Consider the following 12,719-nt stretch of genomic DNA (forward strand, 5'->3'; position numbering starts at 1 on the left):
ACGATGGACGATTTCTACTCACCCGTAGCGGAATATTATGATCTGGTGGCCAGAGCACATTCAGAAGGCGATACCGTATTGCGGGAACGCCTTGCGGCCACCACGTTAAATGGTGAACCGATCCTGGATCTCGGTGCGGGAACCGGGCGCACGGTTGCAGCCATTGCCGATAGCGTGCCACAGTGTGACATTTTGGCAGTGGAACCTGCACCGGCCATGCGCGCCGTGTTGATGCACCGTGTTATCAACGATCCGCAGTTGCGTCAGCGCGTGACCGTGGTCGCAGAACCCGTGGATCAACTGCATCTGCCGGAAAAACTGGGCGCAGTGGTGGCCTATGGCGTATTGGGGCATCTGTGCCGGGAAAAGCGTCAGCAGTTGTGGCAGCTACTATTACCGCGCCTGTCGTCTGGCGCGCCGATTTTTGTTGAATTACTGCCTCTGGAAAAACCGATCGTGCTGCCCGCCTTTCCGCTCGCTTGTGAAACGGTAGGTAAACGGCATTACACCGCATCATTGCAAGGCGAACCGGGGCCAGACGATACTATGCTGCTGACGTCCTGCTGGACGGTACGCGGCGGGCCATGCCCGGCGCAGGTGATTCGTAATCAGAGCGTCTGGCACACATTTAGTCTGGCGGAACTTGCGCAGGAAGCGGGGTTGCGCGCAGAACGTCTCACCGCTCAGGCCGGGGTGCTTTATGCATAATAATGATACGCAGGATGCTTATCTGACCGATACCCGTTTGTACGATACCGATGCTCGGCGATTGCCGCCAACGCTTGCCTGGCCGCCGGACGTTGCCCAGCACTATCAGGATGTGGGCTACTGGCAAGCGGATACGCTATCCACCCATATTATCCGTTGGCAACAAGCCTACAGTGAACATATTGCCTTGATTGCCGAAGGGCACGCTTGGCCCTATTGGAAACTGATTGGTCAGGGCAGGCGTTTTGCCACTATGCTCAATCAACATGGGGTCTCTCCCGGTGACACGGTGTTGGTGCAGTTGCCAAATGGCGCTGATTTCGCCGTTGCCCTGTTTGCTTTATTGCTGATTGGTGCTGTGCCGGTATTGGTCGTGCCGACACTGTGTACCAAAACGGTACTTCAGGTGTCGGCGCAGGCTGGCGCCCGACGTTACCTGGGGAGCGCTCGTCTTTGCCAGAGCGAAAACGATGCGTTGACTACACAACTGGCTCAATACGGGTGCCGTACACTTTTCAGTGGCAAAACGGATCGCTTTTGTTTTTGCCAGGAGACGATGATCGCTGTACCGCCGCCCGGGGATGAGGCGGGCAACATTGCGTTGCTGTTGCTGTCGGGCGGAACAACCGGCATACCGAAACTGATCCCGCGCACCCACGCCGATTATGGTTATAACTTTCAGCGCTGTGCCGACCTGTGCGCGTTGAGTGAGCGGGATCGCTATTTGGCGGCTTTGCCGATGGCGCACAATTTTTCATTGGCGTGTCCCGGCGCGTTAGGGGTGTGGTCGCGCGGCGGTTGCGTGGTGGTTCCGGCCACGCCAGCACCGGAAGATGCTTTCGCAGCAATAGCCCGTTTTGGTATCACACTCACCGCATTGGTGCCGTCGTTAAGCCAATGCTGGCTGGAAGCACTGGACAGTGAGCTTCCTGATTTACGGTCGCTGCGTCTGATTCAGGTGGGCGGTGCCAAACTGGATTCCATTCGGGCTGGAGCGATGCTGAATTGTTTCGGATGCCAATTACAACAAGTGTTTGGTATGGCGGAAGGGCTGATCACTGCGACTAGGCTGGACGATACGCCGCACACCATCCTTACCACGCAGGGACGGCCGTTGTGTGAGGATGACGATATTCGCATTGTGGACCCCGCTGGGGTTGCCGTTTCCCCCGGTAACACGGGTGAGCTATGGGTGCGCGGACCCTATACGATTCGAGGGTATTTCCGCTCTGGTCCTTCAGGTGTGCAGTCGTTCACGTCTGAGGGGTTTTACCGTAGCGGCGATCGGGTCCGACGTTTACCGGATGGCAATCTTTGCGTCGAAGGGCGCATCAAGGAAACTATCAACCGCCACGGTGAGTCCGTGGGGGCGGGGGATATAGAGGATGCGTTGCGCATGCATCCTGATGTGCGTGACGTGGCCGTTGTGGCCGGCTTGGATGAAACGGTGCATGCGGTGGTAGTAGCCAAACGTTCACTGCTGTTGGCGGATTTGTGTGCTTTTTTGGAACAACAGGGCGTGCCCACATCGCGATGGCCCGACGCGTTGAGCGTGGTAAAAGCATTGCCGCTTACCCCAATGGGAAAAATCAATAAACAGGCACTAACGGCGCACATTCTCGGTCGTGTAAGGGAACAGGTAAAGGTAAAGGAACAACCATGATGGGATATCACAGTAGACGGCATCTGATTTTGCCTGAGGCTCAAACGCTGCCAGTTATCGCAGAACTGCTCAACCAATTGAAAGGGGAAGACCATTATGTCTACGAGCGTCAATCCTGCTGGTATCTCGCGTTAGGGCAACGAGCATCGTTAACCGTCGATGCCGCTGGCGAGCAGGCGACCACCATTACCGATAACTGCATCAATACCACACGCGTCAAGGGATCGCCTGCGGAGTATGCCCGTCGCTTTCAAGCGGCACATGGCGGTGAAAATCTGCGCATCTATGGCGAAGCGGGGTTTCACTATGCGCTTTGTGTGCAGGAACACGCATACAAACCGGGGCGCTGGCCGGTGTTGAACCTGATTGTTCCGCGTGATGAGCTGATTTTTTGCGATAACGGCGTCACCGTGTTAGCGGGGGATGCACTGCGTTGTCGGCAGTTGTCTGATTGGATATTGAGCGCCGTTGCCGTGGCGAAACGTCGAGGAGGAGATGCCCGACTGGCGCACGTTGCCGAACTCGCCTGCGATCATGGCGATTACTGCCAGCGGGTATGCCAGGCGATTGAAGAAATTAACGATGCTCACTACAGCAAGGTGATCCTGGCGCGAGCCATGCCTCTGAAACAATCGGTGGATATGGCAGCAACGCTGCTGCGTGGACGCCAGGCCAATACGCCAGTGCGCACGTTTTTATTGCGGCAGGGAGAGCGGGAAGCTGTCGGTTTTTGTCCTGAGTTGGTGATGTCCGTCGAACAGGACAAGGTGAGTACCGACACGCTGGCGGGCACCTGCGTAAAGCATCAGGATGCCGCGCCGCCAAACGCATTGCTGAACCATTCCTTAAGCGACGACAAAGAGATTGTTGAGCACGTCATGTCAGTCAGAGCGGCGGTAGAGGAAATGCAAGGACTGTGCCAGCCGGAGAGTGTAGTTATCAATGAGTTAATGTCGGTACGTCAGCGCGGCAACGTGCAACACCTTGGATCGCGCGTTAGCGGTGAATTGGGCTTCGGGAAGGATGCGTGGGACGCTTTTGATGCTCTGTTTCCCGCGATAACAGCCACGGGCGTGCCGAAACGTGCCGCGCTGTCGGCAATTGCCCGACTTGAATCATCCCCACGAGAACTCTACTCCGGTGCCATACTCTGGTTAGACGGCAAAGAGCATTTTGAAGCGGCACTGGTGCTGCGCTCTGCGTTTCAGGATAGCCATCAGCGTTGGTTACAGGCTGGGGCCGGGGTGATTGCCCAGTCGTCACCTATACGTGAATTCACTGAAACGCAGGAAAAGTTGGACAGTATTGCGCCTTATCTGGTCTTCCAGCAAAAAACGCGGTAAGGATGCAACATCGAGGGACTGGAGGAAGGGTTACATGTCATCAGTACAACACCTCTCATCGCTAAAACAATTAAGCGATTTGGCGCGTCATTGGGACTATGAATGTGAAATTGTCGAGGCAGAAAAAAGCCCGACCCATGAGGTCGCGTTAGAAGGTACGCTGCGGGCCGTGACGTTGCCGTATGGGATCGATCTTTGCCTTAACGACATCACTACCCGCGAAGAAGATTATCGCAGTGCCACGCTTAAACAGTGCTTGACCATTCTGTTGACTCTGGACGGTGACACGCCAAATTATTATCTGGATGATGGCCGTATGCTGGTGATGGAACTTGGCGTGGCCAAAGTGATTGCCACTCGCAGCCCACTCCGCCTCTGGTGCCGCAATCCGCGCGGCCATCATAGCCGTAGTCTGGTTATTCAGGCGGCACCACGGCGTATTGTTGATGGTGAGTTGGCACAGCAGATTGAACGCTTGCTAACGCATGAAGGTATTTACAGTTTTATGGTTCCGCATCACACCCTGACGTTGGCTGACAGCCTGTTTACTCTATGCGATAGTTGCGTGCCTGGACGTTTGCATATTCATAGCTGCGTGTTGGATCTGTTGGCGCAGGGTCTACGCGCCGTAGAACAGACGCCGTCCTTGATGCCTTACACCGTACCCTGTCGGGATACGGTGCGCATTTTAAAAGTCCGCGACAAACTGCTCGCCCAGTTGGATAACAATCACTGCCTGTGCGATTTGGCGCGTGAAGCCGGGATCAGCATCAGTGCGCTCAAAAGCAAATTTACTGCGGTGATGGGGCAATCCGTGTTCTCTTTCTTGCGGGAGCAGCGCCTAATGCGTGCGCGAAAAGGGTTGGAATCAGAAGGGTGGACAGTGAAACAGGCTGCTTATTATGTTGGCTATCAACATCCCAGCAATTTCTCTACCGCTTACCGTCGCAAGTTTGGTCGTTGCCCCCGTGACGCGCTCAACGCCTGATTCTGGCTACCGTCACAGCTATTTTGGCTTTTATCATAGTTAAGTTCGCTGGTGTGGCATCGGACCTCACCCTACACTCTTCGCGCCGAAAATAATTATTATTTCGTTTTTTTTGCTGCGTTGAGGGATGGACATGCTGAACAACAAGTACTCCTGTCACAAGCGAGTCGTATACCTGCTGTGCGTGTGCGCCGGGTATATGGTGATGATGTATGGGGCAGTGGCAGCAATGCCAGCCGATACTGTGCAACCCGCTACGGCGTCGGAAGATGACAGCGTTGTGTGGGTGACTGCCCGCAAAATCAAGGAAGATCCCCAGCGTGTGCCGCTCAGTTTGAGCGTGTTTGACAAACAAACGCTCGAAGACCGCCGTGTCGATGATATTACCCGGCTGATCCGTGAAGTGCCGAACATAGGCATGAGCGCGCTGGGCGATGGGCGCTCCACGCATCTCTCCATGCGGGGTGTGGGCACATTGGCGAAGCCCATCGGGCACGATGACACCTCGGTAGTCACCTACATTGATGGCGTACCGCAGCCTCTGTTTGGTTCTGATTTACGTTTTCTCGACGTTGAACGTATCGAAGTCCTGCGCGGGCCGCAGGGCACCGTGTTTGGGCGCAATGCCCAGGCTGGAGCCATCAATATCATTACGCGTCAAACGAGCGATGATCCCCTGCACACGCTGCGTACGGAAGGCGCGCTGGATCGGCGTTCCCAGAATATCGGGCAGTTGACGCTTTCTGGTCCGCTGCGTGACGGCACGCTGAAAGGCAGTTTTTCTGCTGCCTATGCCGATCAGGGCGGTGATGTACGCAATCAAGTCGGAGGATGGATGGGGCGGGAGCAGAATGGTGCAATGCGCACTACGTTGCTGGCAACCCCCGATGACATCACCCAACTAATGCTCGCGCTAAGCTATGGGCGCGATCGCCTGACACCGTCCAATTTCGTGCTGCAAGGTACGCCGAACTTTCCCATCGTTGCGCTGGACCCCAAAGGCTGGGCACATCGAGAAACAGGGGCACTGTCGCTAACCGCCAATCGCACACTGCGTACCCTGCAAGTGACCTCGGTTACCGCCTTCAATCGCTATGATTTCGACAACCTGACTAACAATTCCGAAGCACTTACCTATGGAACCTGGTTTAACCAGCCTAGCGCAGCATTTTTACCGGCACTTGACTGGAGCACCTATGACGAAAAACAGCGCAGCTTCTATCAGGAACTGCGGATGAGCAGCCTAGATAAGGCCCGAGTGGGGTGGGTCGGCGGCATGAATTACCTGCACGACGACTATCGCCTGATGAACGACTACACCACGACCTCTATGTTGGCACCGAGCAACGCCAGTTCAATGATCAATGGAATACGCAACAACCATTATCAAACGGACAGCTACGCGCTGTTTGGCGAACTGACCACCGCGCTGACGGAAAACGAAAAATTAAAAGGCACACTGGGATTACGTTGCACCCACGACAACAAAGGGTATAACGCGCATTTTCAAAATAATGGTCACCCGGGTAACGTTGCCGCCTTCGATCAGCAAGGAAGATTGCAATATGACATGGTGACCGGACGTGCCGCACTACACTATCAACTGACACGCGATGCCATGCTGTATACCAGCGTGGCGCGCGGTGCCAAAAGTGGAGGGTTCCCCAACTTCACCAATAATGCCCCCAACGGCATGCGGGATGCCCCCTATCAGGCGTCTTCGTCGTGGAGTTATGAGGTGGGAAGCAAGAGTCGTGTCGCTGGTGGGCGTGGTGAATGGAATCTGGCGCTGTTTTACAACCAGGTGCGAAACGAGCACCTGTTCGCCAAAGAAAAGAATTCGATGGTCTTTACACCACAATCTATCGATACCGCAAGCTATGGCGCGGAGTTGGACGGAGGATGGCAAGTGGCAGAGCACTGGCGGTTTGGCGGTGGCGTCGGATTCACCCATGCAGAACTGCGTAATGTGTCCACCAGCGTGGCTGATAAAACCGGAGCGCGTGATGGTTATCGTGTTCCTGCCGTTCCCTGTGTTACCACCTCGATGACCTTAGCATATTACGACTCAGCCGCCGAGTTTGGGATCCCTGACGCCAATGTGTTTGCACTTGTACAGCACCAGTTTATCGCTCAGCGTGAGGCGAATGTGAATAACAACTTTACGCTGCCCGCTTATCGCCAGATCAATCTCAGGGCAGGGTTAGAGTTTCCGTCATTGGATGTGTACCTGTTTGCGCAAAATCTGACGAATGAGCGGCACCAGTATACCGGAATAAGTTATATGCCCGGCGTGAACGTGGTCACTGTGGGACACGGGCGAGTGATCGGTGCCGGAATGAAAGTACACATGTAGCTGTTGTGCCGCACGGTGCAGCGTACGCTGGCATTATCAGGATTCAGGATTCGGATGAGAAAACAGAGAATAATACTGCGGGTTGTTGTACTTCTTGCTCTGCTTGTTGCAGCCGTTGGGTTCTTTTGGAGACATAGTGACGTCGCTGATACCACGCGTGATGACAAAACGCTACGTGTGGTCATGCTCGGCAGTCAAAATGAGACGCTGGAGTATGGTCAGGCACAAACCTACTTTCCGTGGGCGGTGATGGGAAACGTGTGTGATGTGCTGGTTCGGTGGCGCAATGGGCGGCTGGAGTACCAGTTGGCTACGGCCATCGAACCGAATGAGGATGCCACACGCTGGACGATACGCTTGCGCTCCGATGTTTATTTCTCTGACGGCAGTCGCTTATCGGCAACCGACGTGTTGACCAGCCTGCAGCAGTTGTCGCAGTCCATCGGTTTTGGCAGTTTTTTTCAGGACGTTGATTTTACGCAGAGTGCCGCAACGGGGGCATTGACGCTGAAATTACAACTGCGACATCCGCGCGCCGATCTGGTACCCGCGGTGCTGGCTGCAGCCAGCATGGTGTGGAAAGCCAGTCCGCAGGCCGGCTACTTCCCGGTGTGCAGCGGTCCCTGGCAGGTGAGTCTTTTTGACGGTATCAACGGTGCCGAACTCACGCGTAATCCGTATGCTTGGCAGCCAGCCGTGTACTTTGAGCGCATCGTCATTCGTCCCTTGGACGATGCGGCGGCGCGTGTCAATGCGTTGTTGAGCGGTGCCGCCGATTATGCGTTTGATATCCCCGTGAGCAGTGCGCGCATGTTGAACGGGCAGCACAAATATCGTGTGCTACGCAGCGGTATCGTCGGTGCCAGTGCCTTCTATTTTTCCATGAACACGCGTATTCCTCCCTTTAACGATGTCGAAGTGCGTCATGCACTGAAGGCACTGGTGAATCGCCAACAGTTAGTGGATGTGGTGCTGGAAGGGTATGGTTATCCGGGTAACGATCTGTTTGGTCAAGGTTTGCACGGCGGGAATACGTTAGCCTGGCCGATTAAACACGATGTCGAGGCGGCTCGTCAGGTATTTGCGCAAAAAGGCATTACCACATTGACTCTGGTGACGGCCGATTTGACTCCAGGGCTTAACAACGCAGCCGAGCTGCTGCGCCAGCAGTTGGCGGAGATTGGCGTTACGTTGACGCTGGTGCGGCTTAATCCGGCAGACTATCTCAGTGATATTCGGAGACTCCATCAAACACCGTTAATGGCGATGTTTGCGCTCAATCGCCCCTTTGTCGCAGCGCTACCCGTGCTGTTCGGTGACAATAATCCGTATAACTATGGAGGTTGGTATCCCTCCACGATGGCAGAGCGAGTAGCCCGCCTGCGCGCCACGCCCGAACCGTCGTTGCAGCAACCGCTGTTGCAACAATTGCAAAGGCAAGTCATGCATGATGGGCCCTACTTGGTGTGGGGGTACCGGGATCAATTGTCAGCGGCGGTTGCTGACTTGCAGGGTGTGGAATTAAGTCAGGGTGTACCGCTGTTTGCTGATGCTGACTGGATAAAATGCTCGCGGGCAAATGGTCGTTAATCTGAAGCGATTCTGCCTGCTGCGGGTGTTGACCACGCTGTTTTCGCTGTGGCTGGTAAGCATACTGACGTTTTACGCGGTGGCAACCGCACCCGGTGACGCGGTTAACAGGGCGCTGGGCGAGCGTGCAACTCCGTCATCGCTGGCCTGCTGGCGTCATCAATACGGTCTGTATAAACCGGTAATGGAGCGCTATCTGAGCTGGTTCAAGGGCTCGTTAAGCGATGAATGGGACCGTTCGTTGATGAGCCAGAGACCCGTTACCGACGTGATGCTGCCCGCCATGAAACGCAGCGCGACGCTGGCAGCCTGTGCAGCCGTTGTCATGTTGTTGCTGGGCTTCACCGGTGGGATTGTCGCGGCGCTCTGTCACAGGGCATGGCCCTATCGATGGTTATCTACGCTGGCCTTGGCTGGGCTGAGTATCCCTAAATTTGTGATTGCCACGCTGTTCATTCTGATCTTTTCCGTGTGGTTGGTGGTATTGCCTGCGGTATCTCTGCTGGCAGATACCTCCAGTATCGCCGAGCAGGTGCATAATCTGGTGCTGCCCGCATTGACTTAGGGCTGGTTGCCGGGTGTTACCTGCTGCGGATGGTGCGCGTCACGCTGTTGCAGCAGGTTCAGGCACTGTGGTTCATCAGTGCCCGATTAAACGGTGTGACGAAGGGTGCACTGTTGCGCGACTATTTATTGCCGAACACGGCGTCTTCACTTATCCCGATTGTGGTTGTCACCCTCCCTTATCTGTTTGGCGGGGCGATCGTGGTTGAGCGTCTGTTTGGCTACCCCGGACTGGGCAGCATGTGGGTTGATGCGTTTAATGCCCGAGACGGCGCATTACTTCAGGCGATTGTGATGCTGCTGGCGCTGAATACTGCTGTGTGCTTGCTGATGGCGGATATCCTTTCCACCTTGATAGCGCGGCATAGAACGGCATGAAAACGGTGTTGTTGGTAATGTTGTGCGTTCTGTTCGCGCCGTTTTTAGCACCTTATGATCCGGGGCGTAGCGTAGGATTGCCGTGGCAAGAGCCGGATGCGCTGTTTTGGTGTGGAACCGATGCGCTGGGGCGCGATGTGCTAAGCAGTGCTTTGCACTGCGGTGTTGCTATGCTGCTGTTTTCATTGATGGCAACAGTGGCTGCGTCCATTGCAAGGGCTTGTCATGGGGTTGATGCTGTTGATGTCGCCCGATCGCGGATATTCATTGACGGCACTGTTAGACAGTATCCTGATGTTGCCGCCGTTATTGATCGTGATGATGACCTATTACGCACTCTGACCCTCACCCCTAACGCTGTTATTCGCCATCATACTGCTTAACGCGCCTTTTACTGCACGTTTTATTCGCGCGTTGGCTTACCCTATGCTGGACAGTGATTACGTTATGGTGGCCCGTGCTGCCGGGGGTATGTTGGGAGATGGGGCAACGCGGCTTGCGGGAGCGTTTTATCTGTTTTCCTCGGCCAGCTTTCTTGGGATCAATGCCGTCTGGCAGGGGAATGACTGGGCCAGTATGGTCCGCGAGAGCCTGGAAGGGATGGCGCTCGGTCCCTGTGCCTTGTTCTCTTGCCAGCCGTCAGCATCGCCTGCGTTATGATGTTGATCAATCGAGCCGTTGACTGCCGGGGGCACAGATGACGTCGCCGGTGTTGCAGGTAGCGAAATTAGGTGTTGATGACGCAGCAGGTAACCCGGTGCTGGCTGGCATCTCTTTCTCTCTTTATGCCGATGAAGTCTTGGCCGTTGTCGGGTGCAGCGGGGCGGGAAAAAGTTCCCTGCTGCGTGCGCTGCTCGGAGAGCTTGCTCCGGGAATACGTAGGGTGGCGGGGGAGATCTTCTGTTGCGGTTGCGCAGTGCATGATGCCGATGTTGAGCGTTTACGACTGTTGCGTGCGCAGCAGTGCGCCTGGCTGGGGCAGGATCCGGCACAGGAACTGGTGCCAACGCAGCGGGTTGAGCAACTGTTACTGGGGTTTGTGCCAAAAACGCCTGAAGCATTAAGTGATGCTGTCACTTTGTTGCATGCAATGGGATTACCTGCGGATGACACCTTCCTGCATCGTTATCCACATCAACTGTCTGGTGGTCAACGGCGGCGCGTAGCGTCAATTCTCGTGCTGCTCAAGCGGCCATGATTACTCCTGTTGGATGAACCTTTCGCCGGTATCGATGACGCACAGCGCTACAACATGATGGCGTTGCTCAGGCGCTGGCAGCGACAGTATCGAGGTGCGTTGCTGCTAATCAGCCATGACGCGACCAGTGTGCGCGATCTTGCAACCCATATCCTGGTGTTACAGCAAGGGCAGCAGCAGGCATATGGCCGCATGACCAGCCTACTTGCGCAGGATGATGTTCCCTTGTTAAAGCAGTGGCAGGCACCGGATATTGCACCGATCGCGATGCAGGTCGCAACACGCGCGGCCCCGGTGCTTGAACTCGATCGCCTGCTGCTGGCTTTCCCGTGCTCTGGAAACCCGCTGCCGCCGGTGTCTTTGCAGCTTTATGCCGGAGAAATGATGGCATTACACGGGGTGTCCGGTGTGGGGAAAAGCACGCTGGCTAAAACCGTGATAGGCCTTCTTGCACCGCGACAAGGAACGCTGCGCTTGGCAGGGGAACCGTCGGCGACGGCAGTTAGACAGCGTCAACGTTGTCAACAGCAGGCGGTGGCGCTGGCAGCTAAACCCGCCGTCTTGATTTGTGACGAAGTCACTTCGGCGTTGGATGCGCTCACCGCCAGAAAAATTCTTGTGCTTTTACAAAGACTTTTCCATGAACATCATATGGCGCTGTTGCTGATCACGCATCAGGTGGAAAGTGTACGTGCGCTGTGCCATCGGGTGTCACTGCTTAGCCCAGCCTCGGGTATCACCCCTTCATTACCCCAGCAACAAGGAGAGCCCGTTAATGACGGAGCCGATAATCCCTCTATCGTCACCTACTGATTCGCTCGAGAGTATCAAACCAACGTCACTGTTAGCGCCTATTCGGAGGTGGATTGCGCTTGCCGCTCTGCTGCAAATGTTCTCGGCGGGGTTGGTATTGGTCCCGCTGGTTGAATTATGTGAATTAATTAAGGTGCTGATGAGTGCGTCGTTGACGCGGCATCAGGAGGCCTGGCACGTAATTATGCTGGCCTGCGTCTGTCTGGCTTCCGGTTTGGCCCTGCGCGGTCTGGCGGAACTGATTACCCATATGGCCGATAATCATTTGGATTTGTCGCTACGTCGCCAATTAGCGCAACGTCTGTCTCAGGCACCGCTCTGCTGGTTTACTGCACAGAGCAGCGGGCGGATTAAACAAGGGCTTCAGGATGATGTCACGGAGATTCATCATCTGGTGGCGCACGCCTTGCTTAATATCACCAATGCGAGCGCTACGTTGCTGTTTGTCTACGGCTATCTGCTGTGGGTCGACTGGCGCATGATGCTGGTTGCCCTGGTACCGCTGTTGCTGTTTATGGTGTTCTACAGGCAGGTGCAGAAAGGGTGTCAACACAAAATGTCGGAATACGGTACGGCGCTGGCACAGGTGAACCAATCGGTGGTGGAGTACGTGCAGGGCATCACCGTGGTAAAGACCTTTGGCCTCAGTGGTAAAGCACATCAGGCTTACTGTCAGGCTACATCGGATTTTCAGCGTTTTTTCCTAGATTGGGCACTGCCATTGATCACACCAGAGTGTTTGTCTGCCGTGATCATCGCGCCGATTACCTTATTGATGTTGATGTTGGTCGGCGGCATTGTGTTTATGCACCAAGGGATGCTCGAGATGACAGAACTGGGTCGTATATTCAATGAGTTGATGTAGCATCAAACGTAGTACTCGCGTTCGATGTAAGTACCGATGATCCTATCGTGCATTTCGGATGATTTTGAATATCCGAGCGTCTTGCGATTGAGCCGTTGCAATCGGTTAAGCAGTGTCAGATGTGCACGCTCAACACGCTGTGTATACAGCTTGCTAACAATGTGTTTTACTTTTGGAAGTTCGTCGTTGTAAGCCCTGTAGCCATCCGTGTTTGCATGACTGACGACGGTAACGCTGATGGAAACTTTTGCCA

14 protein-coding genes are annotated in these 12,719 nt (G+C 55.0%); 13 read left to right on the forward strand and 1 reads right to left on the reverse strand.

The genetic code is table 11. The annotated features are described in order from the left end of the window. Nucleotides 1-3 precede the first annotated feature (3 nt). From QZ506_RS12275 to QZ506_RS12335, 13 genes are all read left to right on the forward strand, one after another. Nucleotides 4-708 (forward strand): class I SAM-dependent methyltransferase, encoded by a 705-nt coding sequence (locus QZ506_RS12275; protein ID WP_291971383.1) that lies wholly within the window; start codon nucleotides 4-6, stop codon nucleotides 706-708. After that, complete coding sequence (locus QZ506_RS12280) at nucleotides 701-2,371, forward strand: (2,3-dihydroxybenzoyl)adenylate synthase (RefSeq protein WP_291971385.1); 1,671 nt, start codon at nucleotides 701-703, stop codon at nucleotides 2,369-2,371. The genes QZ506_RS12275 and QZ506_RS12280 overlap by 8 nt, the downstream gene beginning before the upstream one ends. Continuing rightward, nucleotides 2,371-3,714 carry a salicylate synthase gene (locus QZ506_RS12285; protein WP_291971410.1) on the forward strand — a complete coding sequence of 448 codons (1,344 nt, stop codon included), beginning with the start codon at nucleotides 2,371-2,373 and terminating at the stop codon, nucleotides 3,712-3,714. Before QZ506_RS12280 ends, QZ506_RS12285 begins: the two co-directional genes overlap by 1 nt. Before the next feature lie 34 nt (nucleotides 3,715-3,748). After that, nucleotides 3,749-4,702: an AraC family transcriptional regulator gene (locus tag QZ506_RS12290; protein WP_291971387.1), complete on the forward strand. Its 954-nt coding sequence runs from the start codon at nucleotides 3,749-3,751 to the stop codon at nucleotides 4,700-4,702. A gap of 127 nt (nucleotides 4,703-4,829) precedes the next feature. Then, nucleotides 4,830-7,058, forward strand: a complete 2,229-nt coding sequence (locus QZ506_RS12295) for a TonB-dependent receptor (RefSeq protein ID WP_291971389.1) — start codon at nucleotides 4,830-4,832, stop codon at nucleotides 7,056-7,058. Between the two features lie 183 nt (nucleotides 7,059-7,241). Next, nucleotides 7,242-8,648, forward strand: coding sequence for an ABC transporter substrate-binding protein (locus tag QZ506_RS12300; protein ID WP_291971391.1), 1,407 nt, complete (start codon nucleotides 7,242-7,244; stop codon nucleotides 8,646-8,648). Continuing rightward, nucleotides 8,638-9,213 (forward strand): ABC transporter permease, encoded by a 576-nt coding sequence (locus QZ506_RS12305; protein WP_291971393.1) that lies wholly within the window; start codon nucleotides 8,638-8,640, stop codon nucleotides 9,211-9,213. The genes QZ506_RS12300 and QZ506_RS12305 overlap by 11 nt, the downstream gene beginning before the upstream one ends. A gap of 29 nt (nucleotides 9,214-9,242) precedes the next feature. Continuing rightward, complete coding sequence (locus QZ506_RS12310) at nucleotides 9,243-9,590, forward strand: ABC transporter permease subunit (RefSeq protein ID WP_291971396.1); 348 nt, start codon at nucleotides 9,243-9,245, stop codon at nucleotides 9,588-9,590. Continuing rightward, nucleotides 9,587-9,973, forward strand: coding sequence for a hypothetical protein (locus tag QZ506_RS12315; protein WP_291971398.1), 387 nt, complete (start codon nucleotides 9,587-9,589; stop codon nucleotides 9,971-9,973). The genes QZ506_RS12310 and QZ506_RS12315 overlap by 4 nt, the downstream gene beginning before the upstream one ends. 64 nt (nucleotides 9,974-10,037) lie before the next feature. Continuing rightward, the gene (locus QZ506_RS12320) at nucleotides 10,038-10,250 is read left to right on the forward strand and encodes a hypothetical protein (protein ID WP_291971400.1); all 213 of its coding nucleotides are present in this window, start codon (nucleotides 10,038-10,040) and stop codon (nucleotides 10,248-10,250) included. Nucleotides 10,251-10,287: 37 nt separating this feature from the next. Further along, nucleotides 10,288-10,788 carry an ATP-binding cassette domain-containing protein gene (locus QZ506_RS12325; protein ID WP_291971402.1) on the forward strand — a complete coding sequence of 167 codons (501 nt, stop codon included), beginning with the start codon at nucleotides 10,288-10,290 and terminating at the stop codon, nucleotides 10,786-10,788. A gap of 9 nt (nucleotides 10,789-10,797) precedes the next feature. Then, the gene (locus tag QZ506_RS12330; RefSeq protein ID WP_291971404.1) at nucleotides 10,798-11,601 is read left to right on the forward strand and encodes an ATP-binding cassette domain-containing protein; all 804 of its coding nucleotides are present in this window, start codon (nucleotides 10,798-10,800) and stop codon (nucleotides 11,599-11,601) included. Continuing rightward, on the forward strand, nucleotides 11,564-12,466 hold the full coding sequence (locus QZ506_RS12335; RefSeq protein ID WP_291971406.1) for an ABC transporter transmembrane domain-containing protein: 903 nt from the start codon (nucleotides 11,564-11,566) through the stop codon (nucleotides 12,464-12,466). Before QZ506_RS12330 ends, QZ506_RS12335 begins: the two co-directional genes overlap by 38 nt. A 2-nt stretch (nucleotides 12,467-12,468) precedes the next feature. On the opposite strand, the gene QZ506_RS12340 is transcribed toward QZ506_RS12335, so the two are convergent. Continuing rightward, nucleotides 12,469-12,719 (reverse strand): IS1 family transposase (locus QZ506_RS12340; RefSeq protein WP_291971408.1); only part of this gene is annotated, 251 nt, incomplete at its 5' end.

The sequence above is a fragment of the Candidatus Symbiopectobacterium sp. genome, assembly GCF_020054415.1.
Lineage (GTDB): Bacteria > Pseudomonadota > Gammaproteobacteria > Enterobacterales > Enterobacteriaceae > Symbiopectobacterium.